Origin of the sequence: Paraburkholderia tropica, from assembly GCF_914484835.1 — a bacterium.
GTDB classification, from domain to species: domain Bacteria; phylum Pseudomonadota; class Gammaproteobacteria; order Burkholderiales; family Burkholderiaceae; genus Paraburkholderia; species Paraburkholderia tropica_A.
On sequence record NZ_CAJZAR010000002.1, the window covers coordinates 21,642 to 45,840 of the forward strand.

At 65.7% G+C, this 24,199-nt stretch carries 24 protein-coding genes and 1 other RNA gene; 9 read left to right on the forward strand and 16 right to left on the reverse strand.

Translation table 11 applies throughout. The features are described from left to right. Window positions 1-49 precede the first annotated feature (49 nt). Window positions 50-460, forward strand: an RNA gene (gene rnpB, locus LDO54_RS00885) — RNase P RNA component class A. 109 nt (window positions 461-569) lie between these two features. Here the strand turns inward: rnpB and LDO54_RS00890 are convergent. Further along, window positions 570-992, reverse strand: a complete 423-nt coding sequence (locus LDO54_RS00890; protein WP_224004726.1) for an OsmC family protein — start codon at window positions 990-992, stop codon at window positions 570-572. A 674-nt stretch (window positions 993-1,666) separates the two neighbouring features. On the opposite strand from LDO54_RS00890, the gene rplM reads away from it, so the two are divergent. From rplM to erpA, 3 genes are all read left to right on the forward strand, one after another. Then, the gene (rplM, locus tag LDO54_RS00895) at window positions 1,667-2,095 is read left to right on the forward strand and encodes a 50S ribosomal protein L13 (protein ID WP_065065130.1); all 429 of its coding nucleotides are present in this window, start codon (window positions 1,667-1,669) and stop codon (window positions 2,093-2,095) included. 11 nt (window positions 2,096-2,106) lie between these two features. Then, entirely contained in the window at window positions 2,107-2,499 is a 393-nt protein-coding gene (rpsI, locus tag LDO54_RS00900) for a 30S ribosomal protein S9 (RefSeq protein ID WP_065065129.1), read from the forward strand. Window positions 2,500-2,712: 213 nt separating this feature from the next. Continuing rightward, entirely contained in the window at window positions 2,713-3,078 is a 366-nt protein-coding gene (gene erpA, locus LDO54_RS00905; protein WP_065065128.1) for an iron-sulfur cluster insertion protein ErpA, read from the forward strand. A gap of 101 nt (window positions 3,079-3,179) precedes the next feature. Here the strand turns inward: erpA and LDO54_RS00910 are convergent, their stop codons facing one another. Beyond that, the gene (locus tag LDO54_RS00910) at window positions 3,180-4,397 is read right to left on the reverse strand and encodes an anhydro-N-acetylmuramic acid kinase (RefSeq protein WP_436975460.1); all 1,218 of its coding nucleotides are present in this window, start codon (window positions 4,395-4,397) and stop codon (window positions 3,180-3,182) included. Between the two features lie 193 nt (window positions 4,398-4,590). Here LDO54_RS00910 and tyrS point away from each other — a divergent pair, with 193 nt between their 5' ends. The 4 genes from tyrS (at window position 4,591) to LDO54_RS00930 (ending at window position 8,574) form a co-directional block, all read left to right on the forward strand. Next, the gene (tyrS, locus tag LDO54_RS00915) at window positions 4,591-5,844 is read left to right on the forward strand and encodes a tyrosine--tRNA ligase (protein WP_224004732.1); all 1,254 of its coding nucleotides are present in this window, start codon (window positions 4,591-4,593) and stop codon (window positions 5,842-5,844) included. Window positions 5,845-5,893: 49 nt separating this feature from the next. Beyond that, window positions 5,894-6,358, forward strand: a complete 465-nt coding sequence (dtd, locus tag LDO54_RS00920; protein ID WP_224004735.1) for a D-aminoacyl-tRNA deacylase — start codon at window positions 5,894-5,896, stop codon at window positions 6,356-6,358. Window positions 6,359-6,422: 64 nt separating this feature from the next. Beyond that, a complete protein-coding gene (locus LDO54_RS00925) occupies window positions 6,423-7,094 on the forward strand; it encodes a histidine phosphatase family protein (RefSeq protein ID WP_224004751.1) in 672 nt (223 codons plus the stop codon). A gap of 334 nt (window positions 7,095-7,428) precedes the next feature. After that, the gene (locus LDO54_RS00930; RefSeq protein ID WP_224004754.1) at window positions 7,429-8,574 is read left to right on the forward strand and encodes a branched-chain amino acid ABC transporter substrate-binding protein; all 1,146 of its coding nucleotides are present in this window, start codon (window positions 7,429-7,431) and stop codon (window positions 8,572-8,574) included. A 102-nt stretch (window positions 8,575-8,676) separates the two neighbouring features. Here the strand turns inward: LDO54_RS00930 and LDO54_RS00935 are convergent, their stop codons facing one another. The 11 genes from LDO54_RS00935 to LDO54_RS00985 form a co-directional block, all read right to left on the reverse strand. Further along, window positions 8,677-9,636 (reverse strand): oxygenase MpaB family protein, encoded by a 960-nt coding sequence (locus tag LDO54_RS00935; RefSeq protein ID WP_436975462.1) that lies wholly within the window; start codon window positions 9,634-9,636, stop codon window positions 8,677-8,679. A 28-nt stretch (window positions 9,637-9,664) separates the two neighbouring features. After that, on the reverse strand, window positions 9,665-10,753 hold the full coding sequence (gene ruvB, locus LDO54_RS00940; protein WP_224004757.1) for a Holliday junction branch migration DNA helicase RuvB: 1,089 nt from the start codon (window positions 10,751-10,753) through the stop codon (window positions 9,665-9,667). Window positions 10,754-11,080: 327 nt separating this feature from the next. Next, window positions 11,081-11,662, reverse strand: a complete 582-nt coding sequence (gene ruvA, locus LDO54_RS00945; RefSeq protein WP_224004760.1) for a Holliday junction branch migration protein RuvA — start codon at window positions 11,660-11,662, stop codon at window positions 11,081-11,083. A gap of 141 nt (window positions 11,663-11,803) precedes the next feature. After that, a complete protein-coding gene (ruvC, locus tag LDO54_RS00950; RefSeq protein WP_224004763.1) occupies window positions 11,804-12,346 on the reverse strand; it encodes a crossover junction endodeoxyribonuclease RuvC in 543 nt (180 codons plus the stop codon). Between the two features lie 149 nt (window positions 12,347-12,495). After that, complete coding sequence (gene purH / locus LDO54_RS00955; RefSeq protein ID WP_224004766.1) at window positions 12,496-14,061, reverse strand: bifunctional phosphoribosylaminoimidazolecarboxamide formyltransferase/IMP cyclohydrolase; 1,566 nt, start codon at window positions 14,059-14,061, stop codon at window positions 12,496-12,498. 64 nt (window positions 14,062-14,125) lie between these two features. Beyond that, window positions 14,126-14,359 (reverse strand): Fis family transcriptional regulator, encoded by a 234-nt coding sequence (locus tag LDO54_RS00960; protein ID WP_065065118.1) that lies wholly within the window; start codon window positions 14,357-14,359, stop codon window positions 14,126-14,128. Further along, window positions 14,356-15,480, reverse strand: a complete 1,125-nt coding sequence (dusB, locus tag LDO54_RS00965; RefSeq protein ID WP_224005182.1) for a tRNA dihydrouridine synthase DusB — start codon at window positions 15,478-15,480, stop codon at window positions 14,356-14,358. The genes LDO54_RS00960 and dusB overlap by 4 nt, the downstream gene beginning before the upstream one ends. Before the next feature lie 242 nt (window positions 15,481-15,722). Further along, window positions 15,723-16,139: a type II toxin-antitoxin system VapC family toxin gene (locus tag LDO54_RS00970; protein ID WP_224004769.1), complete on the reverse strand. Its 417-nt coding sequence runs from the start codon at window positions 16,137-16,139 to the stop codon at window positions 15,723-15,725. Beyond that, window positions 16,136-16,378 carry an antitoxin gene (locus tag LDO54_RS00975; RefSeq protein WP_224004772.1) on the reverse strand — a complete coding sequence of 81 codons (243 nt, stop codon included), beginning with the start codon at window positions 16,376-16,378 and terminating at the stop codon, window positions 16,136-16,138. The genes LDO54_RS00970 and LDO54_RS00975 overlap by 4 nt, the downstream gene beginning before the upstream one ends. 101 nt (window positions 16,379-16,479) lie before the next feature. Continuing rightward, a complete protein-coding gene (locus LDO54_RS00980; RefSeq protein ID WP_224004775.1) occupies window positions 16,480-17,841 on the reverse strand; it encodes a UbiH/UbiF/VisC/COQ6 family ubiquinone biosynthesis hydroxylase in 1,362 nt (453 codons plus the stop codon). A 26-nt stretch (window positions 17,842-17,867) separates the two neighbouring features. Then, window positions 17,868-19,319 carry an aminopeptidase P N-terminal domain-containing protein gene (locus LDO54_RS00985; protein WP_224004778.1) on the reverse strand — a complete coding sequence of 484 codons (1,452 nt, stop codon included), beginning with the start codon at window positions 19,317-19,319 and terminating at the stop codon, window positions 17,868-17,870. Between the two features lie 181 nt (window positions 19,320-19,500). On the opposite strand from LDO54_RS00985, the gene LDO54_RS00990 reads away from it, so the two are divergent. Further along, a complete protein-coding gene (locus tag LDO54_RS00990) occupies window positions 19,501-20,112 on the forward strand; it encodes a glutathione S-transferase C-terminal domain-containing protein (RefSeq protein WP_224004781.1) in 612 nt (203 codons plus the stop codon). 136 nt (window positions 20,113-20,248) lie between these two features. On the opposite strand, the gene LDO54_RS00995 is transcribed toward LDO54_RS00990, so the two are convergent. From LDO54_RS00995 to LDO54_RS01005, 3 genes are all read right to left on the reverse strand, one after another. Beyond that, window positions 20,249-21,856, reverse strand: coding sequence for an FMN-binding glutamate synthase family protein (locus LDO54_RS00995; RefSeq protein ID WP_224004784.1), 1,608 nt, complete (start codon window positions 21,854-21,856; stop codon window positions 20,249-20,251). A 271-nt stretch (window positions 21,857-22,127) separates the two neighbouring features. Then, window positions 22,128-23,354 (reverse strand): tRNA 2-thiouridine(34) synthase MnmA, encoded by a 1,227-nt coding sequence (gene mnmA / locus LDO54_RS01000; protein WP_224004788.1) that lies wholly within the window; start codon window positions 23,352-23,354, stop codon window positions 22,128-22,130. Between the two features lie 33 nt (window positions 23,355-23,387). Then, entirely contained in the window at window positions 23,388-23,912 is a 525-nt protein-coding gene (locus tag LDO54_RS01005) for an NUDIX hydrolase (protein WP_224004791.1), read from the reverse strand. Window positions 23,913-24,199: the final 287 nt, after the last annotated feature.

The window sequence follows — 24,199 nt, forward strand, 5'->3', positions numbered from 1 at the left end:
CCGGCGCGGCGGGCACAGTCGGCGCGACCGTGCTAAGATCGCGCCTCGCAAAGTAGGCCAGGCAGTCGCGGCCCCGAGGTTTCGGCCAAGGGGGCGAGGAAAGTCCGGACTCCACAGGGCAGGGTGATGGCTAACGGCCATCCGTGGCGACACGCGGAACAGGGCAACAGAGAACAGACCGCCGATGGCCCGATTTCGGTCGGGATCAGGTAAGGGTGAAACGGTGCGGTAAGAGCGCACCGCGTCTGCGGTGACGTAGACGGCACGGTAACCTCCACCCGGAGCAATTCCAAGTAGGCAGGCGCGCATCTTCGGGATGCAGGATGGGGCCCCCATTTCGTCTGCGGGTAGGAAGCTTGAGCGCGTCAGCAATGGCGCGCCTAGAGGAATGGCTGCCACGCGCGGCGCGTCTTCGGACGCGGCGCGTGCACAGAATCCGGCTTATCGGCCTGCTTTGCCGCCTCATATCGACAAAAAGCCGGCGCGGTTCATTGAGAACCGCGCCGGCTTTTTCATTTCCCGACGTCCGGATCGTGTGACTCGCCTGGATCGCGCGAGTCGTGCGTGTCTTACGCCGCGACGATCTCGAACGAGTGCGTGATCTCGGCGGTCTTGCCGATCATGATCGACGCCGAGCAGTACTTGTCGTGCGACAGGTTGATCGCGCGTTCCACGGTGGCCGGGTTCAGGTTCTTGCCGGTCACGGTGAAGTGGAAGTTGATCTTCGTGAACACCTTGGGGTCTTCGCTCGCGCGGTCGGCCTTGAGCGTGACGCTGCAGCCGCTGACTTCCTGGCGGCTTTTCTTCAGGATCAGCACCACGTCGTAGGCCGTGCAGCCGCCCGTGCCGAGCAGCACCATTTCCATCGGGCGCGGCGCGAGGTTGTGGCCGCCGCCTTCCGGTGCGCCGTCCATGTTGACGAGGTGGCCGCTGCCCGTTTCGGCGGCGAACGCCATGCCGTCCAGACCCATCCAGCTAACTTTGCATTCCATGCGCTTTGCCTCAGCTCAATATTCTTGATTCAGCCGGCATTGTAGCCCGCGCCTTACAGGTATGTCCGGGGGGACATGGCGCGTGCGGCTTATGCCCGTGACTTGAATGTTGCGGCGCGACATCTCACGAACAAGAGGGATTTCCCTGATGCAATTAGGGGATTCGTTCTAGTCGAAGCGCCCCGGTCCGCGGATGAAATTTCTCAATACATTGATTTTTATGGGAAACACCCGCGCTGCGTCGTGAATTTGCCATTTCACATTATGGTTTCGTCTTTCGCGATACGAATTTCCTTGCGCCGCACAAGGCCGATCCGTATAATTCGTCTCATTGGTTGTCGTGCTTCACGACACCTCAGCATGTCTCCTCCACCCTCCTCCAAAAGGTGGATTAAGCCCGAGCCAACAACGCTTGGGCTTTTTTTCGTCCGCGTTTTTCAGGGCGATTCCCGTGCGCCATCGCGCGCATCCGGCCCCGCATTCGGCATGGCGCCGACCGCCGTCAGCAGAAAGTCCGTACGATTTTTGACCGCTGGCCAAATTTCCCTTTATAATCCGAGGTTCCCCGCATTCATGCCCGCGGGAGAAATCAGGGAGAGCCTGCGCCGGCGCCAACGAGTGCCATTACACAAGCAGGACCGAATCAGGGCACAAGTTATTTTTTTGGATCGATCATGAAGACTTTTTCCGCCAAGGCACATGAAGTGCAGCGCGAATGGTACGTGATTGACGCGACGGATAAGGTTCTCGGCCGTGTCGCCAGCGAAGTGGCGCGCCGTCTTCGCGGCAAACACAAGCCTGAGTTCACCCCGCACGTCGACACTGGCGATTTCATCGTCATCATCAACGCCGGCAAGCTGAAGGTCACGGGCAACAAGACCACGGACAAGAAGTACTACCGTCACTCGGGCTACCCGGGCGGTATCTACGAAACGACGTTTGGCAAGATGCAAGAACGCTTCCCGGGCCGCGCGCTCGAGAAGGCTGTTAAGGGCATGCTGCCGAAGGGCCCCCTGGGCTACGCGATGATCAAGAAGCTCAAGGTCTACGCAGACGCAACGCATCCGCACTCGGCTCAACAGCCGAAGGCGCTCGAGATCTAAGGGGAGCCCACATGATCGGTAACTGGAATTACGGTACGGGCCGCCGCAAGAGCGCCGTCGCTCGCGTCTTCATCAAGTCGGGCAAGGGCGACATCATCGTCAACGGTAAGCCCATCGCTGACTACTTCTCGCGCGAAACGTCGCTGATGATCGTGCGTCAACCGCTGGAACTCACGAACCACGGCGCGACGTTCGACATCAAGGTGAACGTGAACGGCGGCGGCGAAACCGGCCAGGCCGGCGCAGTTCGCCACGGCATCACGCGCGCGCTGATGGACTACGACGCAACGCTCAAGCCGGCACTGTCGCAAGCTGGCTTCGTGACGCGTGACGCACGTGAAGTGGAACGTAAGAAGGTCGGTTTCCACAAGGCACGTCGCCGCAAGCAGTTCTCGAAGCGTTAATCGCGCTTTGGCGTGCGCTCCTCGCGGAAGCGCACGTTGCTGCAAAAACCGCCTCGCGCACTCGTGCGCCGGGCGGTTTTTTCGTTTACGGGACGAGCCCCTATTCGAGATATGCATCAAGAATGCGGCGAGAAACCCTTGATTTCCTGGGCTTAAGCACGATCTCAGGAACAGCCCTACAATAGCGGCTAGAAGCTTTTTTGGAGAGTTCGAATGAACGCTGTCACCGAGACCCCCGTGACTGAAATGCCCGGTCCCTTCGTTTTTACCGACGCAGCGGCTGACAAGGTCAAGCAACTGATCGACGAGGAAGGCAACCCGGAGCTGAAGCTGCGCGTGTTCGTGCAAGGCGGCGGCTGCTCGGGCTTCCAGTATGGATTCACGTTCGACGAGACCGTCAACGAAGACGACACCGTGATGAACAAGAACGGCGTCCAGTTGCTGATCGACTCGATGAGCTATCAGTACCTCGTCGGCGCTGAGATCGACTACAAGGACGATCTGAACGGCGCGCAATTCGTCATCAAGAATCCGAACGCCTCGACAACCTGTGGTTGCGGCTCGTCGTTCTCGGTCTGAGCGAAGCGCAGCAGGCATAAAAAAACGGGGCTTCATGCCCCGTTTTCTCGTTTACGTCCGCGATTTCATGCTGATCGCGCGCCGATTTCGCGCAACACGCCTCAGCGCGGATAAATCGCTCCCAGCACGCGCTCGCCCGCCGCGCCCGTGACCGCCGGCAGATTGCCCGGGTCGCGCGCCACGCAGCGCATCGCCAGCCACGCGAACGCGAGCGGCTCCACCTGCTGCGGCGGCACGCCGAGCGCCTCGGTCGTCATGACCGGCACGCCGGCCACGCCGCCCGTCTCCAGCGCCTTGTGCAGCGCGTCCATCAGCACCGGATTGCGCGCGCCGCCCCCGCACACGTACACGGCGCGGCAGTCGCCCGCATGGCGCTCGATCTCGCGCGCGACGCTCACGGCCGTGAGTGCGACCAGCGTCGCCTGCACGTCGGCGGGCGCGAGCGTGCTGAAATCCTTCAGTTTGGCGTCGAGCCACTGCGCGTTGAACAGATCGCGGCCCGTGCTCTTGGGCGGCTGCTGCTCGAAAAACGGCTCGTCGAGCAGGGCGTTCAGCAAGGGCTGATTCAGCGTGCCGCTGGCCGCGAACTGGCCGTTCTCGTCGTAGGGCTTGCCCAGATGCCGCTCGGACCAGAGGTCGAGCAGCGCGTTGGCCGGACCGCAGTCGAAGCCGCGCACCGAGCCCGTGGCGTCCAGAATCGTGATGTTGCTGATGCCGCCCAGATTGCAGACGACGCGCGTTTCCTCCTGCGAGCCGAACAGCGTCGCGTGGAACGCGGGCACGAGCGGCGCGCCCTGGCCGCCCGAGGCGACGTCGCGGCTGCGGAAGTCGGCGATCACGTCGATGTGCGCGAGTTCGGCGAGCAGCGCGGGATTCTGGATCTGCACCGTGAAGCCTTTTTCGGGCCGATGGCGGATGGTCTGGCCGTGCGCGCCGATCGCGCGCACCTCGCTCGCGTTCAGGTTGCCCGCGCGCAGCAGTTCGTGACAACAGACGGCGTAGCGCGCCGCGAGCGCGTTGCCCGCGAGCGACGCGCGCTCGATCTCGTTTTCGCCGGGCTGTTGCAGCGAAAAGAGCGCCTCGCGCAGCCCCTGCGCGAAGCCGACGAACGCCTCGGCCAGCACGACCGGCCGCTGACCCTGCTCGAACCGCACGGCGATGCCGTCCACGCCGTCCATGCTGGTGCCCGACATCAGGCCGAAATACACGCCGTCGGCGGGATGTGCGCTGTCTTTTCGTGCTTCGCGTGGCGCCACGTTGTGCTCCTCTCGGAAAGGCAAAGAAGGGAATCTGACGGAGATTATCGGGGCAATAGCCATTCGGCGTAAGCCGATCGGATGAATTGAGCGGATCGGCGCGATATGCGACCCTGCATGGAGTTCGCGAGTGCTGCGCAAAGCCCCGCCCGGCGTGAAAAAAGCCGCCGCGCCGCCGCAATCCTCGGCCCTGTCAGTCGAATCACGTAAAATCCCGGTCTAGACCCAGACCTAACGCAATCCAAACGATCGAAGCATGAGCACCGATTCCACTCCAAACAGCGGCGCCAAAACCGCCTTTCCGGTCACCGACGAAGTCCGTCACGCGCTCGCCGTCACGAAGCGCGGCGTCGACGAACTGCTGATCGAAGAAGAATTCGAGCAGAAGCTCGCGAAAAGCGCGGCCACCGGCAAGCCGCTGCGCATCAAGCTCGGCCTCGATCCGACCGCGCCCGACATCCACATCGGCCATACGGTCGTGCTGAACAAGATGCGCCAGCTGCAGGATCTCGGCCACAACGTGATCTTCCTGATCGGCGACTTCACCTCGTTGATCGGCGACCCGTCGGGCCGCAACGCCACGCGTCCGCCGCTCACGCGCGAGCAGATCGAGTCGAACGCCAAGACCTACTTCGAGCAGGCCGCGCTCGTGCTCGACCGCGAAAAGACCGAGATCCGCTACAACAGCGAATGGTCGATGCCGCTCGGCGCCGACGGCATGATCAAGCTCGCGTCGCGCTACACGGTCGCGCGCATTCTGGAGCGCGAGGACTTCACCAAGCGCTTCCAGAGCGGCGTGCCGATCTCGATCCACGAATTCCTGTACCCGCTGATGCAGGGTTACGACTCGGTCGCGCTCAACGCCGACCTCGAACTCGGCGGCACGGACCAGAAGTTCAACCTGCTGGTCGGCCGCGAACTGCAGAAGCAGTACGGCCAGGAACAGCAGTGCATCTTGACGATGCCGCTGCTCGAAGGCCTCGACGGCGTCGAGAAGATGTCGAAGTCGAAGAACAACTACGTCGGTATCAGCGAGAAGCCGAACGACATGTTCGGCAAGCTGATGTCGATCTCGGACACGCTGATGTGGCGTTACTTCACGCTGCTCTCGTTCCGTCCGCTGGCCGAGATCGAAGGCTTCAAGCGTGAGATCGAGGCGGGCCGCAATCCGCGCGATTTCAAGGTGCTGCTCGCGCAGGAAATCGTCGCGCGCTTCCATTCGCAGGGCGACGCCGAGCGCGCGCTCGAAGACTTCAACCACCGCGCGAAGGGCGGCGTGCCGGACGACATTCCGTCGGTCACGCTCGCGGGCGCGCCGCTGGCCATCGGCCAGCTGCTCAAGCAGGCGGGCCTCGTGCCGTCGACCAGCGAAGCGCTGCGCAATATCGAGCAGGGCGGCGTGAAGATCGACGGCGCCACCGTGTCCGACAAGGGCCTGAAGGTCGAAGCGGGCGAGTTCATCGTGCAGGTCGGCAAGCGCCGCTTCGCGCGCGTGACGCTGACCGCGTGATGGCGCGTTCGGGCTGGAACGGCGTGCGCGCGTCGAAGGCGCGCGCACGATGATCGCGCTGATTCAACGCGTGCGCCGCGCGCAGGTGGACGTCGAAGGGCGCGTGACCGGCGCGATCGGCCAGGGGCTGCTCGCGCTCGTTTGCGCGGAGCGCGGCGACACCGAGGCGAACGCCGACAAGCTGCTCGCGAAGCTGCTGGGCTACCGCGTCTTCAGCGACGCGGCGGGCAAGATGAATCTGCCGGTGCAGAACATCGACGGCAACGGCACGGCGGGCGGGCTGCTGCTGGTTTCGCAGTTCACGCTGGCCGCCGATACGAACAGCGGCCTGCGTCCGAGCTTCACGCCGGCCGCGCCGCCCGACGAGGGCCGCCGCCTGTTCGACTATTTCGTCGCGGCGGCGCGCGCGAAGCACCCCGTGGTGGAGACCGGCGAATTCGGCGCCGACATGCAGGTGTCGCTCGTCAACGACGGTCCCGTGACGTTCTGGCTTCAGGTGCCGTCAGGTGCGTAACGACGCATCCACAGGCACTCGCAACTAACAGCGGTTTTCCGCTTCGCTATTTCATCGCCGACTCATGACCACGCAGATTCTCTTCATCCGTCACGGTGAAACCGCCTGGAACCGCATCAAGCGCATCCAGGGGCATATCGACATTCCGCTCGCTGAAAGCGGTGTCGAGCAGGCACAGCGGCTCGCCGCGAAGATCGCGCAAGCTACGCAAGCGGGCGCGCGGCTCGATGCGGTCTGGTCCAGCGATCTGATGCGCGCGCAACAAACGGCGCAACCGATCGCCGACGCGCTCGGCCTGCCGCTGCAACTGACCGAAGGCGTGCGCGAGCGCAACTACGGCGCGTTCCAGGGCCACGACAGCGACGAGATCGCCGAGCGCTTTCCCGACGAATACGCGCACTGGCAAACGCGCGATCCCGGTTTCGAGCCGCCCGAGGGCGAGTCGCAGCGCGCGTTTTATCACCGCGTCCTGCATGCGCTGGAGCCGATCCTGGCGAAGCATCCCGAAGGCCGCATCGCGGTCGTCGCGCACGGCGGCGTGCTCGACTGCATCTACCGTTTCGCCAACGGCATCGAGCTTGCTGCGCCGCGCGCGTGGCCCTTGCTGAACACGAGCGTCAATGTCGTCGATTTCACGCGCGACGGCGGTGTGACGCACGCGCAAGTCGTCAATTGGGGCGATGTCTCGCATCTGCCTTCGGCCAGCGACGACGACGGCCTCAAGCGCGCGACCTGAGCGCGCTTTCTCGCACTGCTCCTCTCGTCGGGCCGGTCGGCCCGACATGCCGCTCCCGGCGATCTCCAGCGTTTGCGTCAAACGGCTTACCCACCTCTTTCACCGGCTTTCCAAAGGCCAACCGCAAAGCGGGGGCGCCTGATACCATTCATCCGACCTTTGTGCTTTGCCGCACCGGTGGGGCCTCGCCGCGATTTCCCGTGTTTCGGGCGATGGCATCGAGCGCCGGCCGCGCGTTGATGAGGGACGCGCGCGCACCACGGGCAGGCGGTGCCGACGAAGCCAGGGTTGCATACGAAAGGCTGTTCCCAGAAAAAATCGCAGGAGATTTTCAATGACGTTCAAGCTTCACAAGCTGTTGCCGGTGAGCGCCGCCGTGGTGGCGTTCGGTGCGATGTGCGCAAATGCGTCGGCGGACCAGGTCGTCAAGATCGGTCACGTCGGTCCGCTCACGGGCGGTTCCGCGCACCTCGGCAAGGACAACGAAAACGGCGCGCGCCTCGCCATCGAAGAAATCAACGCCAAGGGTCTGACGATCGGCGGCCAGAAGATCACGCTCGCGCTCGACGGTCAGGACGACGGCGCCGACCCGCGCCAGGCCACCCAGGTTGCGCAGAAGCTCGTCGACGACAAGGTCGTCGCCGTGATCGGCCATCTGAATTCGGGCGCGTCGATTCCCGCCTCGAAGATCTACAGCGACGCGGGCATCGTGCAGATCTCGCCGTCGTCGACGAATCCGTCCTACACGCAGCAGGGCTTCAAGACGACGTACCGCGTGGTCGCCACCGATGCGCAGCAAGGTCCGGCGCTCGCCGACTACGCGCTCAAGAGCCTGAACGTGAAGACCGTCGCCGTGGTCGACGACTCGACCGCCTACGGCCAGGGCCTCGCGAACGAGTTCGAGAAGACCGCGAAGTCGCTCGGCATGAAGGTCGTCTCGCACGACGCGACCAACGACAAGGCCGTCGATTTCCGCGCGATTCTCACCAAGATCAAGGGCGAGAACCCGGACGCGATCATGTACGGCGGCATGGATTCGACTGGCGGCCCGTTCGCCAAGCAGGCGCGCCAGCTCGGCCTGCGCGCGAAGGTGCTGGCGGGCGACGGCGTGTGCACGGAAAGCCTCGCGCAGCTCGCGGGCGCGGCGGCCGACAACATCGTCTGCTCGCAGGCCGGCATGGCGCTCGAACGCATGGACGGCGGCGCGGCGTTCTCGGCGAAGTATCAGAAGCGCTTCGGCCATCCGGTCGAATACGATGCGCCGTTCACCTACGACGCGGTGTACATCGTCGTCGATGCGATGAAGCGCGCGAACTCGACCGACCACGCGAAGATCCTCGCGGAAATCCCGACCACGAACTACAAGGGCGTGATTGGCGAGACGGCGTTCGATGCGAAGGGCGACCTGAAGCACGGCGTGATCTCGCTTTACAACTACAAGGCGGGCAAGAAGACGCTGCTCGACGTGGTGAAGATGTAAGCGCGCATCACGTTGCATCACGTTGCGTCACGCCGCGCGCGTGATGCGGGTGTGAAGCGAACGCGATGCAAAACGGCCAACCTGTGCGTTGGCCGTTTTCTTTTACGTGGACGAACCCGGTGATGCAGGCGGCGCCGCTGCGCGGCGGCGCGCACGCTTCGACACACCGTTGACGAGCGCCCAGCGCAGCACTGGCGCCACGGCGCGCATGCCGGGCTGCACGACGGCGCGGCGCGCGAACGCAAAGCGCTCGAAATCCAGCATGCGCAGCGCGAACGGCGGCAGCAGATCGATGCCCGCCTGACGCAGCAGCGCGCCAGCGGGCCGCATCGCCGGGCGCGGCGCGGGCGCCTCCATGAGCACGCGCACGACTTCGCGCGTGCGCTCGCTCGCGACCAGCTCGGGCTGCATCGATTCGAGGTAGGCGGCGATTTCCGCGCGCGAAGCGGGCACCTCGGTCGCGCCGAGCAACTGCGCGATGCGCGCGACTTCGGCGTAGTACTGATCCTGCTGCGCGCCCGGTAATGAGGGATTCACGTAGCGCAGATACGCCGCGAGAAAACTCGACACCTCCGCCACGTGCACCCATGTGAGCAGCGCCGGGTCGCTCGCGCGATACGGGCGGCCGTCGGGCGCGAAGCCGGTCACGTTTTCGTGGATGGTTTTCACGCGCGCGATCAGCGCGAGCGCGTCGGCGCGGCTGCCGTAGGTCGTACCCGCGATGAAGGTCGCGGTGCGGCGCAGGCGTCCGAGGATGTCGGTGCGAAACGTGGAGTGGTCCCAGACGCCCGCGAGCGCGAGCGGATGGAGCGCCTGCAGCAGCAGTGCGCTGATGCCGCCCGCCATCATGCCCGCGAAGTCGGCGTGCACTTTCCAGCAGATGGCGTCGGGGCCGAACAGGCCGGGATCGCCCGGCGGATTCGAATAGTCGAGTTTCGGGCCGCTGCCCGTGGTGAGATGCGTGACGCTTTCGGCGAGCGTCATACGCAGGCGATGCGCGAGCTGGCCGACGAAACCGCTCGGCTCGGGAGCGTCGTGACGGCGGCCGGCGTGGTCGGACATCGTGAACTCGCTCGCGGGACGGCGCGCCTTACGACGCGTCCGGCTCCCAGTCCATGCCGCGCGCGTCGCGGGCGTCGTCGGGCACGGTCAGGCCGAAATGGCGATAGGTGAGCTGCGTGGCCACACGGCCGCGCGGCGTGCGCTGCAGGAAGCCCTGCTGGATCAGATACGGCTCCAGCACGTCCTCGATCGTGTCGCGCTCCTCGCCGATCGCGGCGGCGAGATTGTCCACGCCCACCGGGCCGCCGTCGAACTTGTAGAGAATCGCTTCGAGCAGTTTGCGGTCCATCAGGTCGAAGCCCACGGGATCGACGTCGAGCATGCGCAGCGCGGCGTCGGCGACTTTCGCGGTGATCGAGCCGTCGGCCTTCACTTCGGCGTAGTCGCGCACGCGGCGCAGCAGACGATTGGCGATACGCGGCGTACCGCGCGAGCGGCGCGCGATTTCGAGCGCGCCCTCGGGATGAATCTGCGCGCCGAGCAGCGCGGCCGAGCGCTGCACGATGCGCGACAGCTCGCCCGCGTTGTAGAACTCGAGCCGCGAGACGATGCCGAAGCGGTCGCGCAGCGGGTTCGTGAGCATGCCCGCGCGCGTGGTCGCGCCGACGAGCGTGAACGGCTGGAGATCGAGCTTCACGCTGCGCGCGGCCGGACCTTCGCCGATCATGATGTCGATCTGATAGTCCTCGAGCGCCGGATACAGGATTTCCTCGACGACCGGCGAGAGCCGGTGGATTTCGTCGATGAACAGCACATCGTGCGCTTCGAGATTGGTGAGCAGCGCGGCGAGGTCGCCCGCGCGTTCGAGCACCGGTCCCGACGTCTGCCGCAGATTGACCCCCATTTCGCGCGCGATGATGTGCGCGAGCGTGGTCTTGCCGAGACCCGGCGGCCCGAACAGCAGCACGTGGTCGAGCGGCTCGGAGCGGCGCTTGGCGGCTTCGATGAAGATCTCGAGCTGGCCGCGCACCTTTTCCTGGCCGACGTATTCGTCGAGCTGGCGCGGGCGCAGCGCGCGCTCGAACGCCTCTTCGCCAGTCGAGGCGGGCGCGGCGGAAATCACGCGCTCGGGCGCGGCGCTGGCGCGGTTGGCGGCGAGTTTGTCGGTTTCGATCATGCAGCGATTGTACCGCGCGACCTGGACGCGGGCAGGGCGCTTTCAGGCGGCGCGGCGCGGGGTGCGCGCGCTGGGCGAGGCTGTGTTCTTCTTCGCAACTAACAGCCAGCGTAGTGCGCAAGACTGTGCGCCACACTGCGTGTTACGCGATGCGCCACACGCAGCGTCTGACGCGGTGCTTCGCGCGATCCGGCAGGCCGAGAGCGCTGTATTGCGCGAAGCGGAGTGGTGCGGCACCACTCCACGCCAGCCACGCCGAACCACGCGTGCCGCGCGGAGCCAAGCAGAGCGTTGCCGAACCCAACGTACTGCGCGCGCGAGCGCCGCTCAAACCTTCGACAGCACCTTGAGCGCGAGCTTGATGCCTTCGGAGACGCCCGTACCGGCCGGCACGTTCTTGATCGCCGCGACGCCTTCCTTTTCCGAATAGCCGAGCGCGAGCAGCGCGTTGAGGATGTCGCTCGCGTGATCGGACGGCGACGCCGCGGCAGCCATCGCGCCCAGGTCGGCGCCGAGCTTGCCCTTGAGTTCGAGGAGCAGACGTTCGGCCGTTTTCTTGCCGATGCCGGGCACGCGCGTGAGTCGCGCGGAATCCTGCATGGAGACCGCTTGCGCGAGGTCGTTCACGCTCATGCCCGAAAGCACTGCGAGCGCCATGCGCGCGCCGACGCCGGTGATCTTGAGCAGCTCGCGGAACGTCGAGCGTTCTTCTATCGTGGCAAAGCCGAACAGCAGATGCGCGTCTTCGCGCACGATCATCTGCGTGAGCAGCACGACTTTTTCGCCGTTGCTGGGCAGGTTGTAGAACGTGCTCATCGGCACGTCGACTTCGTAGCCGACGCCGTTGCAGTCGATGAGCAGGTGCGGCGGGTTCTTTTCCAGCAGTACGCCGGCAATGCGACCGATCATGGCGGATTCAGTGATGAGGGAAAGCGCAGAGTGTAGCGGAGCGCGGCGCGCGTGCGGCCAACCTTAGCCGTCCGGCCAGGATTTACCGGCGCGATCGGCCGATCAAGCGAGTGAACCGCTCGATCAGATCAACCGATCAGATCAACCGATCAAGCGCCCGCGCCGCACGCGCACGCCTTTTTTCGCGAGCGCGGGCGCGATGCCGCCGAGCGTCGCGAGCGTGTCGCCGCCGTGGGCGTGACAGATCGCCATGCCGAGCGCGTCGGCGGCGTCGGTGCCCGGCGTGCCGGTGAGGTTCAGCAGGCGCACGACCATCTGCTGCATCTGCTCCTTGGTCGCGCGGCCGTAGCCGACCACGGCCTGCTTCAGTTGCAGCGCGGTGTATTCGGCCACCGGCACGCCGCCCGAAACGAGCCCGCAGATGGCCGCGCCGCGCGCCTGGCCGAGCAGCAGCGTCGACTGCGGATTGACGTTGACGAAGACCTTTTCGATCGCGGCCTGATCGGGCGCATGCTGGCGGATCAGCGTCGAAACGCCTTCGAAGATGGTGCCCAGGCGCGTCGGCAGATCGGCATCGGCGGTACGGATGACGCCGCTCGCGACGTAGGAGAGCGTGTGGCCGTGACGTTCGATCACGCCGAAGCCCGTGACGCGCAAGCCGGGGTCGATGCCGAGAATTCTCATGAAATGCGGGGAAAACGAGTGTGTTTCGGATGGTACAACGAATGACGGCGATGCCGCGAGCCATGCGCGGGGCGGCCGGCTGAGGCCGCAAAGAAAAAGCCCGCTGGACGCGCAGTCCAGCGGGCTTTCGCATGTTCAATGCGTGCCGATCAGTGACGGAAGTGGCGGATGCCCGTCATCACCATGGCGATGTTGTGCTCGTCGGCGGCGGCGATCACTTCGTCGTCGCGCATCGAGCCGCCCGGCTGGATCACGCAGGTCGCGCCTGCGTTGACCACCACGTCGAGGCCGTCACGGAACGGGAAGAACGCGTCCGACGCCACAGCCGAACCCGCGAGCTTCAGGCCCGCGTTTTCCGCCTTGATGCTGGCGATGCGCGCCGAGTCCACGCGGCTCATCTGGCCCGCGCCCACGCCCATCGTCATGCCGTTCGCGCAGAACACGATGGCGTTCGACTTCACGAACTTCGCGACGCGCCAGGCGAACAGCAGATCGTCCATTTCCTTCGGCGTCGGGTGACGCTTCGTGACGACGCGCAGTTCGTGCGGCTGCACGTTCTTCGAGTCGAGCGACTGCACCAGCAGGCCGCCGCCCACGCGCTTCAGATCGAACGCGTTATGGCCTTCGCCGAGCGCGATTTCGAGCAGACGCACGTTCTGCTTCGCCGCGAACACGGCCTTGGCCGCGTCCGAGAACGACGGAGCGATCAGCACTTCGACGAACTGCTTCGACACGGCTTGCGCCGCGGCTTCGTCGACTTCGCGGTTGAAGGCGATGATGCCGCCGAACGCCGAGGTCGGATCGGTCTGGAACGCCTTCGAATAGGCTTCGAGCGCGTCGGCGCCGACAGCCACGCCGCACGGGTTCGCATGCTTGACGATCACGCAGGCGGGCGCGTCGAAGGTCTTCACGCATTCCCAGGCCGCGTCGGAGTCGGCGATGTTGTTGTACGAGAGTTCCTTGCCCTGGAGCTGCGTGTAGTTCGCGAGCGCGCCGGCGGGCGTCGCGATGTCGCGGTAGAACGCGGCGCTCTGGTGCGGGTTCTCGCCGTAGCGCAGATCCTGGACCTTGTCGAACGCGATGTTCAGCGTGGCCGGGTAGGCGTTGCGCGACTTGTGCTCCAGCGCGTCGGTCAGGCTCGTCAGGTAGTTCGTGATCGCGCCGTCGTACTGCGCCGTGTGCGCGAACACCTTGGTCGCGAGGCGGAAGTTCGTGGCGTAGCCAACGCTATTGCCGTTCGCGCGCATCTCTTCGAGCACCTTCGCGTAGTCGGTCGGATCGACCACGACGGTGACGTCGCGATGATTCTTCGCCGCCGAGCGCAGCATGGTCGGGCCGCCGATGTCGATGTTCTCGATCGCGTCTTCCAGCGAGCACTCTTCCTTCGAGATCGTCTGGACGAACGGGTAGAGGTTCACGACCAGCAGGTCGATCGTCGGGATGTCGTGCATTTCGAGCGCGGCCATGTGCTCCGGCAGGTCGCGGCGCGCGAGGATGCCGCCGTGGACCTTCGGATGCAGCGTCTTCACGCGCCCATCGAGCATTTCCGGGAAGCCGGTGTAGTCGGCGACTTCGGTCACGGGCAGGCCCGCGTCCGCGAGCAGTTTCGCGGTGCCGCCGGTCGAAAGGATCTTGACGCCGAGGTCCGACAGCGATTTCGCGAAGTCGACGATGCCTGACTTGTCGGAAACGGAGATGAGCGCTTGCTTGATCATGATGGGGGAGAGTTGCCGAGAGATCGAGGAGTGAGCGCCGGAAGCGGAATGCGGGCGACGGCCGTTACAGCAGGCCGTGCTGCTGGAGCTTCTTGCGCAGCGTATTGCGGTTGATGCCGAGGTACTCGGCGGCCAGCGACTGGTTGCCGCCGGCCTGCTCGAGCACCACCTCGAGCATCGGTTTTTCGACGCACGCCATCACCATTTCATAGACGTCGTGCGGATTGGAGCCGTCGAGGTCCTGGAAATACATGCCCAGACTCTCGCGGACGGATTGTTCGATGTTGTGCTTGCTCATGCTGCCAGTCGATCGGTTGGTTCGCGCCCGCCGTTTTGCTCGCCTTCCGCGCCGTTTTCCTCGTCGACGTAGACGAGACGGTCGGATACGGCCTTCTGCTCGTCGAAGAACTGGTTGACGGCGGCGAGTTGTTCGCGCGTGGTGTCCAGCGTATTCATGCGGTGCCGGAAGGTATTGGCGCCGCAAAGGCCGCGAGTGTACCAGCCGATATGCTTGCGCGCAGTACGCACGCCCGTAAACTCGCCATAAAACGCGTAGTGGTCCTCCAGATGCTCATTCATGATGGTCTGGATTTCGTCCACGCGCGGCGACGGCAGCAGCTCGCCGGTGGCAAGGAAATGCTCGATTTCGCGGAACAGCCACGGACGCCCCTGCGCCGCGCGGCCGATCATGATGGCGTCGGCGCCGGTGACGGCGAGCACGTGCTGCGCCTTCTGCGGCGTGCGGATGTCGCCGTTGGCGACGACCGGAATGCGCGCGGCGGCCTTCACGGCGGCGATCGTTTCGTACTCCGCGTCGCCGTGATAGAGGTCGGCGCGCGTGCGGCCGTGCACGGTCAGCATGGAGATGCCGCTTTCCTCGGCGATGCGCGCGATGGTGAGCGCGTTGCGGTTGTCGCGGTCCCAGCCCGTGCGGATCTTCAGCGTGACGGGCACGGCATCCGGCCCCACGCCCACAGCCTCGACGACGGCCTTGACGATGCGCGCGACGAGCGGCTCGTTTTGCAGCAGCGCGGAGCCCGCGGCCACGTTACAGACCTTTTTCGCCGGGCAGCCCATGTTGATGTCGATGATCTGCGCGCCGTTTGCGACGTTATACCGCGCCGCTTCGGCCATCATCTGCGGGTCGGCGCCCGCGATCTGCACGGAAATGGGTTCGACCTCGCCCGCGTGGTTGGCGCGGCGCATGGTCTTTTCGCTTTTCCAGAGCTGCGCGTTCGACGCGACCATTTCCGACACGGCGTAGCCCGCGCCGAGACGCTTGCACAACTGGCGGAACGGCCGGTCCGTGACGCCCGCCATGGGAGCGACGAACAGGTTGTTACGCAGGCTGTGACGGCCGATGGTGAGGCCGTTGTTTAGGCCGGCACTTAGGCCGATGTTGGACCCGGATGTGGACATGACGCGCGAAAATGCAGCGGCGCGCCCGGTTGGCTCCGACAGTGGTCGAAGCAGGCGGCGCGGCGGCTCAAAAGGGGAAACGCGTATTTTAGCGTTAACGAGATGCGGGGGCTCGGGTCGCGGACCCTGGTGTGGCGGGGGCGTTGATGGAAACGGGGCGGTGGCATGGCGCGCCGCGTCGAATTTATAACGCTCCGACCCTTCAGGCGCGGTGCTTGCAACGCGTCGTTGCATCGCGTGTTTTACGCCGGCAAATTTCCTTGCTCGGGCGAAAGCCAATCCTCGAATTGCAGGCCTTCCACGCGCGCGAACTCGCGCACGTTGTGCGTGATGAGCGTCAATTGGCGCGCTCGCGCCTGCCCGGCGATCAACGCATCGTAGGGGCCGATCGGCGTGCCCGTGGCGGTCAGCCGCGCACGAATGTCACCGGCGTGCTGCGCGTCTTCCGCATCGAACGACACCACCTCGAATTGCAGTGCCGCGACCCGCGCGAGGTTGTGCTCGGCGCGCTGGCTCTTGTACGCGCCGTAGTACAGCTCGTGCGCGACGATCGACGGCAAGCCGAAGTCCGAGGGCTGATGCTCGCGCAGCCGGGACAGCAGCGGTTCGGCGCCTTTCATCATGGCGATGACGGCGTTCGTGTCCAGCAGGAATTTCATTCGAAGAAGTCCAGCCCGGGCCGCTCCTGGCCGACCGGCTCGGTTGTGGCAGCCTCCTCGAAGTCAGCGTCGACCGGGCCGACGAGCGGCGTGAGCCACGCCCAGTCCTGCGGCACCGGTTCGAGGATCACGGCCGCGCCATGACGGCGGATGCGGACCTCGGCGGTCTCGAAACGGAAATCTTTCGGCAGCCGCACGGCTTGCGAGCCGCCGTGCTTGAAGATTTTGGCGATGTCCATGCGAACCTCACGTGTGTATCTACATATTGTAGATATGATATCGCAGTCCGCGCGTGCAAGCCGGTTTCCTTATCGCCGATCGACGTAAAACCCCGTCTGCCTCAACTCCGCTGCCCGAACATCATCTGCCGCGCGAGCGCCGCTTTCACGGGCGGCACGAATTCGAGCGCGGTCAGCGCGAGGCCGCGCAGCGTCGCGAGCGGCGGGAAATCGATGGTGAACAGGCGCGCGAGCGTGTCGGTGGCGCCGATCGTCAGGCGGCGGTCGAGCGCGCGGCGGCCCGGGAAATCGGCGAGCGCGTGCGGCGTGGCGCCGTGTTGCGCGAGCGCGTCGGCGAGCGCGTGGGCGTCGCGCAGACCGAGATTGAGGCCTTGTCCCGCGACCGGATGCAGCGTCTGCGCCGCGTTGCCGACTGCCGCGATGCGGCTTTGCCCCGACACCAGCGTGTCGAGCGCCGTGAGTCCGAGCGGAAACGACGCGCGTCCGTGGATCTGCGTGAAGCGGCCCATGCGCGCGCCGAACGCCGCGCCGAGTTCGGCGAGGAAATCGGCGTCGGAGAGCGCGGCGCGGCGTTCGGCTTCGGCCGGCTCGCTGCACCACACGAGCGCGTAGTCGGCGCCGCGCACGCCGCCCATCGGCAGCAGGGCGATCGGGCCTTCTTCGGTGAAGCGCTCCCAAGCCACGTGCGGCTGCGGCGCCGAGGCCGTCACCACGCCGACGAGCGCCGTCTGGCCGTAATCGCGCGTGCGTTTTTGCGTCGCGGCGCGCGGGGCTTGCTGCGGGTTTTGCGCGGCGTTAGCCGCATCGGCACCGGATTTGTCGGCATCAACTTCGCCGGTATCAACTTCGTCGGCATCGATTTCATCGGGCGTTTCCGACGCTTGCTGCTTCGCCTTGCGCTCCGATTGCGCGCGGTACAAGCCGCCTTCCGCGTTCACGAGAATGCGCGCGCGCAGCGTGCGCACGACGCCCGCGCTCTCCACCGGCAGCGTGACGCCGTCGTGATCGACCGTGGGTTCGTGCGCGTGCGTGTGATGCAGCCAGTGCACGCGCGAGCCGGGCAAGACCGCCTTGAGCGCGTGCGCGAGCGACTGCACGATCGCGCCGTAACGCGCGACGTAGCCGAGCGCGGGCAACGCGTAATCGTGACGGTCGATCAGCGTGCGGCCAAAGTGACCGCGCTGCGAGACGTGGATGCGCTCGATCGGCGTTGCGTCCTGCGGCCACGCGAGCGCCTGCAGCAGCGTGCGGCTGCCCTGCGAGACGGCGATCGCGCGCGGGTCGCCCGCGCTGTCCTCGGGTTCGCGCGCGTCGATCAGCGCGACCGAAAGCTGCGACGTCGCGCTGCGTCGGGCCAGCCAGCCCGCGAGCGCGAGCCCCACCGGCCCCGCGCCGACGATGATCACGTCGTAGTCGTAGGGCGCGCGTTCGGCGTGCGTCGGATGATCGGTCGCTGCGTTCATAGTGGTTCTGTCGGTTCTCGTCGTGCTCACGCGCCGCGGCGCGCGTCCTGCATCAGGGCTTCGATTTCGTCGGCGTTCACGGGCACGTCGCGCGTGATCAGCTCGCAGCCGGTTTCGGTGACGATCGCGTCGTCCTCGATACGGATGCCGATGTCCCAGTAGCGCTCGGGCACGTCCTCGGCCGCGCGCACGTAGAGGCCCGGCTCGATCGTCAGCGTCATGCCCGCGCGCAGCGTGCGCCACGGCGGCGGCGCGTCGGCTTGCGCGCCCGCGCTTTTCGCGCCGCGCTCGCGGTAATCGCCCACGTCGTGCACGTCCATGCCGAGCCAGTGGCCCGTGCGGTGCATGTAGAAGCGCGCGTAGGCGCGTTCGGCGATCACTTTGTCGACCGAGTCGAAACGCGTTTTGTCGAGGATGCCGGTGTCGAGCAGCCCTTGCGCGAGCACGCGCACGGCGGCGTCGTGCGGCGCCTCGAAGTTCACGCCCGCGCGCGTGGCGTCGATGGCGGCCTGCTGCGCGGCCAGCACGATGTCGTACAGCTCGCGCTGCGCGCTCGTGAAGCGCCCGCTCGCGGGAAACGTGCGCGTGATGTCGGAGGCATAGCCGTTCAGCTCGCACGCGGCGTCGATCAGGATCAGGTCGCCCTCGCGCGCCACGGCGTTGCCCGCCGGATAGTGCAGCACGCACGCGTTCGCGCCCGCGGCGACGATCGAGCCGTAGGCCGGTGCCTGCGCGCCGTGCTTGCGGAACGTGTAGAGCAGCTCGGCTTCGATCTCGTATTCGTGCATGCCGGGGCGGCACGCCTGCATCGCGCGCACGTGCGCCTGCGCGGAAATCTTCGCGGCGCGGCGCATGGTGCCGAGCTCGTGCGCGTCCTTGATGAGGCGCATGTCGTCGAGCAGCGGAATCAGGTCGTATGCGGCGGCGGGCGCGGTCGTGCCGCCACGGGCCTGCGCGCGCACGGCGTCGATCCAGCGCTTCACCTGGCCGTCGAAACGCTCCGACGCCGCGAGCGCGTAATGCAGCGCGGGCCGGTTCGCGATCAGACGCGGGATCTGGGCGTCGAGCTCGTCGACGGGCAGCGAGGCGTCGAAGCCGAACGCCTCGCGCGCGCCGTCGGGCCCGAAGCGGAAGCCTTCCCACGTCTCGTGCTCGACGTTCTTCGCGCGGCAAAAGAGGATCGACGACGGCTGGTTCTCGCCCGCGTTCGCGTCGAGCACGAGCAGCGCCTCGGGCTCCGTGAAGCCGGTGAGGTAGTAGAAATAGCTGTCGTGCCGATAGGGATAGTCGGCGTCGCGGTTGCGCAGCGCTTCGGGCGCGGTCGGCACCAGCGCCACGCCGCCGCCTTGCGCGCGTAGCGCGGCGAGTACGCGTTCGCGGCGCGCGCGGTAAAGCTCTGCGCCGCCGTCGGGGCCGCGCGGCGCATCGGCAGCGGCGCGCGAAGCGGCCGAGGCGCTTTCCGTGAGGGTCGTGTCCATCGTGCGATTGTAGCGTCTGATGGCTTTGTCCGACGGGCCGCCCGATGCTGCGGCGCGGGGCGTGCCGACGGTCGCTCGGTTGGCGCCCGTGTCGGCAAAATCCTGCACGGCCGAAGTCGATCCGTCAGAATTCGGCGAATCCAACGTATACTTCGGCCGGATTCCAGAAAAGGCAGGTGCGATGAAACTTATCGGTTCGCTCGGCAGCCCGTATGTCCGCAAGGCGCGGATCATGCTCGCTGAAAAGAAAATCGACTACAAGCTGGTGCTTGAGAACGTGTGGGGCGAGGACACCGCGATCCACGATTTCAACCCGCTCGGCAAGGTGCCGTGTCTCGTGATGGAGGACGGCGAGGCGGTGTTCGATTCGCGCGTGATCTGCGAATACGTGGACATGCGCTCGCCGGTCGGCAAGCTGATTCCGCAGAACGGGCGCGAACGCGTCGAAGTGCGGTGCTGGGAAGCGCTCGCCGACGGCATGCTCGACGCCGCCGTGATGATCCGCACGGAAAGCACGCAGCGTCCGCCCGAGCAGCGCAACGCAGCCTGGGTCGAGCGTCAGCAGCGCAAGATTCAGGAAGGCCTGAAGGCGATGGCCAAGGGGCTCGACAACAATGCGTGGTGCGCGGGCAACCGCTACACGCTCGCGGATATCGCCGTGGGCTGCGCGCTCGGCTATCTCGACTTCCGTCAGCCGGAACTCGACTGGCGCGAGCCGTATCCGAATCTCGCGCGTCACTTCGAGAAGCTGATGCTGCGTCCGTCGTTCGCGGATACGGTGCCGCAAGGCTAAGTCCCGACGCCCGCGAAGCTCACATCGCGGATGCAAAAAAAGCGCGCAGATTCGCTCTGCGCGCTTTTTTTTCGCCATGCGCACGCTACGCAGTTAACGTTGCGTGCGCATCGATCGTCGAATCGTCAGACGAACATCAGACGATCTTTTCCACTTCCGGCGCGAACGAATCGCTGCGCGCGACCGGCCACCACTTCTCGTACAACTGATAGCGATAGCGGCCTTCGAGCAGATCGCCGGGCTTCAGATACTTGAGCAGTTCCGACATCAGCTTCACTTCATACGACGACACGCGCCGCACGATGTGATGCGCGCGCAGATCGGCGGGGCTGTCGAGGCCCGCGGCCTGAATCAGTTCCTGCAGCGCGTGCAGCGTGTTGCGATGGAAGTTGTAGACGCGCTCGCCCTTGTCGGGCACGTTGAGCGCGCGCTGGCGCACGGGGTCTTGCGTGGCGACGCCGGTCGGGCAGCGGTCCGAGTGACACTTCTGCGCCTGGATGCAGCCCACCGCGAACATGAAGCCGCGGGCCGAGTTGACCCAGTCCGCGCCGATCGCGAGCGTGCGCGCCATATCGAACGCCGTGATGATCTTGCCGCTCGCGCCGATCTTGATCTTGTCGCGCAGGCCGATGCCGACGAGCGTGTTGTGCACCAGCAGCAGCCCTTCCTGAAGCGGCGTGCCGATGTGATCGGTGAACTCGATCGGCGCCGCGCCCGTGCCGCCTTCCGCGCCGTCCACGACGATGAAGTCGGGCAGGATGCCGGTTTCGAGCATCGCCTTGGCGATGCCGAAGAATTCCCACGGATGGCCGATGCAGAGCTTGAAGCCGGTCGGCTTGCCGCCCGAGAGCTTGCGCAGGCGCTCGATGAATTCGAGCAGGCCGCGCGGCGTGGAGAACTCCGAATGGCGCGACGGCGACACGCAGTCCTGGCCCATCGGAATGCCGCGCGTTTCGGCGATTTCGGGCGTGACCTTCGCGGCCAGCAGCATGCCGCCGTGGCCCGGCTTCGCGCCTTGCGAGAGCTTCACCTCGATCATCTTCACTTGCGGCTCGTGAGCGAGGCGCTGGAATTTTTCGGCGCTGAAGGTGCCGTCGTCGTTGCGGCAGCCGAAGTAGCCCGAGGCGATTTCCCAGATGATGTCGCCGCCGTGCTCGCGGTGATATTTCGAGAGCGAGCCTTCGCCCGTGTCGTGCGCGAAGCCGCCTTTTTTCGCGCCCAGGTTGAGCGCGCGGATCGCGTTCGCGGACAGCGCGCCGAAGCTCATCGCCGAGACGTTGAACAGCGACATCGAATACGGCTGCTCGCGCGTCGCGCCCACCAGTACGCGGAAGTCGCTGCTGTCGAGTTTGGTCGGCGCGAGCGAGTGGCTGATCCACTCGTGGCCGACGGCCTTCACGTCGAGTTCGGTGCCGTACGGGCGGCTGTCGACGACGTTCTTCGAGCGCTGATAGACCACGCTGCGCTGCACGAGCGAGAACGGCTTTTCGTCGGTGTCGTCTTCGACGAAATACTGGCGGATTTCAGGCCGGACGAATTCGAACAGGAAGCGCAGATGGCCCCAGAGCGGGTAATTGCGCAGGATCGCGTGGCGCTGCTGGGACATATCCCAGATGCCGAGCGCGACGATCAGCGCGGGCACCACGGCGCAGAGCCAGGACAGGTGATGGAGCGCCGATGCGATCACGCAGGCTGCGAGCAGCAGCACCGCGCACCACATGGCGAGGTAACGTCGGGAAAACATTCGGGGGACTCCTCGATCTCTTGTGTCGTCGCGCCAGGCCGGTCGGGCGGCGCGCGTTCGCCGCGCCCGGGTAACGGCGGCGGCGTGCCCGAATGATGCCGCAAGTTCGTGAAACTGGCCGTCAGGCGGGCAAATTTGTCGCATTGACAAATGCGCGCGGAAAGCTACGCGAAAGAATCGGCGGAGGCGGGCGGCAGGAGAGGGAGAGTCGGATGAAACACGCGCGGCGCAGGACGCGCCGCGCGCAGGGTGCTTGCTCGCGGGGGCGCGCTTAAGCCTGGCTGGCGGTTGTCGCGCCGGCTTTCGCGTTGGCGGCAAACTGTGCCGATTTCTTGCGCGGCGAACGCTTCTTCTTCGGCGCGACCGGCGGCAGGACCGCGGGCACATGCGGTTCGAGCGTCGTGACCGCTTCGATGATGCCGCCGCCCAGGCACACCTCGCCGTCATACAGCACGGCGGACTGGCCGGGCGTCACGGCCCATTGCGCGTCGGGGAAATGCAGCGAGAACTGGCCTTCGCCGAACTCGCTCGCGTTCGCGAACGAGCAGGGCGCGTCGGCCTGGCGATAACGCGTCTTCGCGCCGCAGGCGTGGCCCTCGGCGGGCGGCTCGCCCGCGACCCAGCTCACGTTGCCTGCACGCAGATCGTGCGCGAGCAGCCACGGATGATCGTGACCCTGCACGACATAAAGCGTGTTCGACGCGATGTCCTTGCCCGCGACGAACCACGGATCGCCGCTGCCGTCCTTGCTGCCGCCCAGACCGATGCCCTTGCGCTGCCCGAACGTGTAGAACGCGAGGCCGATATGTTCGCCGACGGTCTTGCCGTCGGGCGTCATCATCGGGCCGGGTTGGGTCGGCAGATAGCGGTTCAGGAAGTCGCGGAACGGCCGTTCGCCGATAAAGCAGATGCCGGTCGAATCCTTCTTCTTCGCGTTCGGCAGGCCGATCTGCTCGGCGATCTCGCGCACTTTCGTCTTCGGAATTTCGCCGAGCGGGAACATCGTCTTCGAAAGCTGCGCCTGATTCAGACGATGCAGGAAGTACGACTGATCCTTGGTGTGATCGAGCGCCTTCAGCAACTCGAAGCGGCCGTTGCTTTCGTTCTGGCGCACGCGCGCGTAATGACCGGTCGCGATGGTTTCCGCGCCCAGCGTCATCGCGTGATCGAGGAAGGCCTTGAACTTGATCTCGGCGTTGCAGAGCACGTCGGGGTTCGGCGTGCGGCCCGCGGAATACTCGCGCAGGAACTCCGCGAACACGCGGTCCTTGTACTCGGCGGCGAAGTTCACCGCTTCGACGTCGATGCCGATCAAGTCGGCGACCGACACCACGTCGATCCAGTCCTGACGCGTCGAGCAATACTCGCCGTCGTCGTCGTCTTCCCAGTTCTTCATGAAGAGACCGACGACGTCGTAACCCTGCTCCTTGAGCAGCCATGCGGTCACCGACGAATCCACGCCGCCCGACATGCCTACCACCACTCTACGTTTGCTCATCTTCTGCTGCCTTGTTGCGCCGGATCGCGGCGCTTAGCCTTTGGGTCCCACTGGGTTTGCCGCGCTGTTCGCCATGCTGCCTGCCTTCGGTCCGACCGCGTGCGTCTGCACGAAATCGAGCGGCGTGCGCTTGCCCGCGAGGTAATCGTCGACGCATTGCATCACGAGCGGCGTGCGATGGCGCGCGCTCGCGGCGCGCAACTCGTCGACGCTCATCCACAACGTGCGGACGATGTCCGGGTCGAGCGCGCGATTCTCCGGCTCGGCCGCGACGCTGCCGCAGTACGTGAAGCGCAGATAGGTCGTGCCGGACTCGCCCGGCTTGCCGAAGTGCGTCATGTACATGCCGACGAGCGCCTCGGGCGCGAATGCGTAGGCGGTTTCCTCCAGCGTTTCGCGCACGACCGCTTCGTGCAGCGTCTCGCCGGCCTCCAGATGGCCGGCGGGCTGGTTCAGGCGCAGGCCGTTCGCCGTGTGCTCCTCGACGAGCAGAAAACGCCCGTCGCGCTCGACGACGGCGGCCACGGTGACGTGGGGTGCCCAGGTTTCATCATTCATGGGCCGCTATTTTACCGGGACGCGCCAAACGTTGCCCGGGGCCGGATCGTCGGCGCGATGGGAGCGTTGCACGCGAGTGCCGGTGCTTCGGATGCCTTGCGATGCCGTGTGCATGGGCTCGCCGGCCGCGCCGCCAACCGTCCGGTCGGACGGCAGGGGCTTTGTGTGCAGCGCAAAAAAAAGGGATAAATCCTGCTTCAAAGTCGTCACGGCTTTCGGTTAAAGTGGTGCGTCGTTTGCCGTTGCCTTGCCCGTTTGAAAACGTTGAGAACGCTGAAAACGTAGCA

Bases quoted from the DNA above. Each gene is read 5' to 3' on its own strand.
- LDO54_RS00890 (WP_224004726.1), bottom strand. From the start codon at position 992: ATGGAATGCAAAGTTAGCTGGATGGGTCTGGACGGCATGGCGTTCGCC.
- rplM (WP_065065130.1), top strand. From the start codon at position 1,667: ATGAAGACTTTTTCCGCCAAGGCACATGAAGTGCAGCGCGAATGGTAC.
- rpsI (WP_065065129.1), top strand. From the start codon at position 2,107: ATGATCGGTAACTGGAATTACGGTACGGGCCGCCGCAAGAGCGCCGTC.
- erpA (WP_065065128.1), top strand. From the start codon at position 2,713: ATGAACGCTGTCACCGAGACCCCCGTGACTGAAATGCCCGGTCCCTTC.
- LDO54_RS00910 (WP_436975460.1), bottom strand. From the start codon at position 4,397: ATGGCTATTGCCCCGATAATCTCCGTCAGATTCCCTTCTTTGCCTTTC.
- tyrS (WP_224004732.1), top strand. From the start codon at position 4,591: ATGAGCACCGATTCCACTCCAAACAGCGGCGCCAAAACCGCCTTTCCG.
- dtd (WP_224004735.1), top strand. From the start codon at position 5,894: ATGATCGCGCTGATTCAACGCGTGCGCCGCGCGCAGGTGGACGTCGAA.
- LDO54_RS00925 (WP_224004751.1), top strand. From the start codon at position 6,423: ATGACCACGCAGATTCTCTTCATCCGTCACGGTGAAACCGCCTGGAAC.
- LDO54_RS00930 (WP_224004754.1), top strand. From the start codon at position 7,429: ATGACGTTCAAGCTTCACAAGCTGTTGCCGGTGAGCGCCGCCGTGGTG.
- LDO54_RS00935 (WP_436975462.1), bottom strand. From the start codon at position 9,636: ATGTCCGACCACGCCGGCCGCCGTCACGACGCTCCCGAGCCGAGCGGT.
- ruvB (WP_224004757.1), bottom strand. From the start codon at position 10,753: ATGATCGAAACCGACAAACTCGCCGCCAACCGCGCCAGCGCCGCGCCC.
- ruvA (WP_224004760.1), bottom strand. From the start codon at position 11,662: ATGATCGGTCGCATTGCCGGCGTACTGCTGGAAAAGAACCCGCCGCAC.
- ruvC (WP_224004763.1), bottom strand. From the start codon at position 12,346: ATGAGAATTCTCGGCATCGACCCCGGCTTGCGCGTCACGGGCTTCGGC.
- purH (WP_224004766.1), bottom strand. From the start codon at position 14,061: ATGATCAAGCAAGCGCTCATCTCCGTTTCCGACAAGTCAGGCATCGTC.
- LDO54_RS00960 (WP_065065118.1), bottom strand. From the start codon at position 14,359: ATGAGCAAGCACAACATCGAACAATCCGTCCGCGAGAGTCTGGGCATG.
- dusB (WP_224005182.1), bottom strand. From the start codon at position 15,480: ATGTCCACATCCGGGTCCAACATCGGCCTAAGTGCCGGCCTAAACAAC.
- LDO54_RS00970 (WP_224004769.1), bottom strand. From the start codon at position 16,139: ATGAAATTCCTGCTGGACACGAACGCCGTCATCGCCATGATGAAAGGC.
- LDO54_RS00975 (WP_224004772.1), bottom strand. From the start codon at position 16,378: ATGGACATCGCCAAAATCTTCAAGCACGGCGGCTCGCAAGCCGTGCGG.
- LDO54_RS00980 (WP_224004775.1), bottom strand. From the start codon at position 17,841: ATGAACGCAGCGACCGATCATCCGACGCACGCCGAACGCGCGCCCTAC.
- LDO54_RS00985 (WP_224004778.1), bottom strand. From the start codon at position 19,319: ATGGACACGACCCTCACGGAAAGCGCCTCGGCCGCTTCGCGCGCCGCT.
- LDO54_RS00990 (WP_224004781.1), top strand. From the start codon at position 19,501: ATGAAACTTATCGGTTCGCTCGGCAGCCCGTATGTCCGCAAGGCGCGG.
- LDO54_RS00995 (WP_224004784.1), bottom strand. From the start codon at position 21,856: ATGTTTTCCCGACGTTACCTCGCCATGTGGTGCGCGGTGCTGCTGCTC.
- mnmA (WP_224004788.1), bottom strand. From the start codon at position 23,354: ATGAGCAAACGTAGAGTGGTGGTAGGCATGTCGGGCGGCGTGGATTCG.
- LDO54_RS01005 (WP_224004791.1), bottom strand. From the start codon at position 23,912: ATGAATGATGAAACCTGGGCACCCCACGTCACCGTGGCCGCCGTCGTC.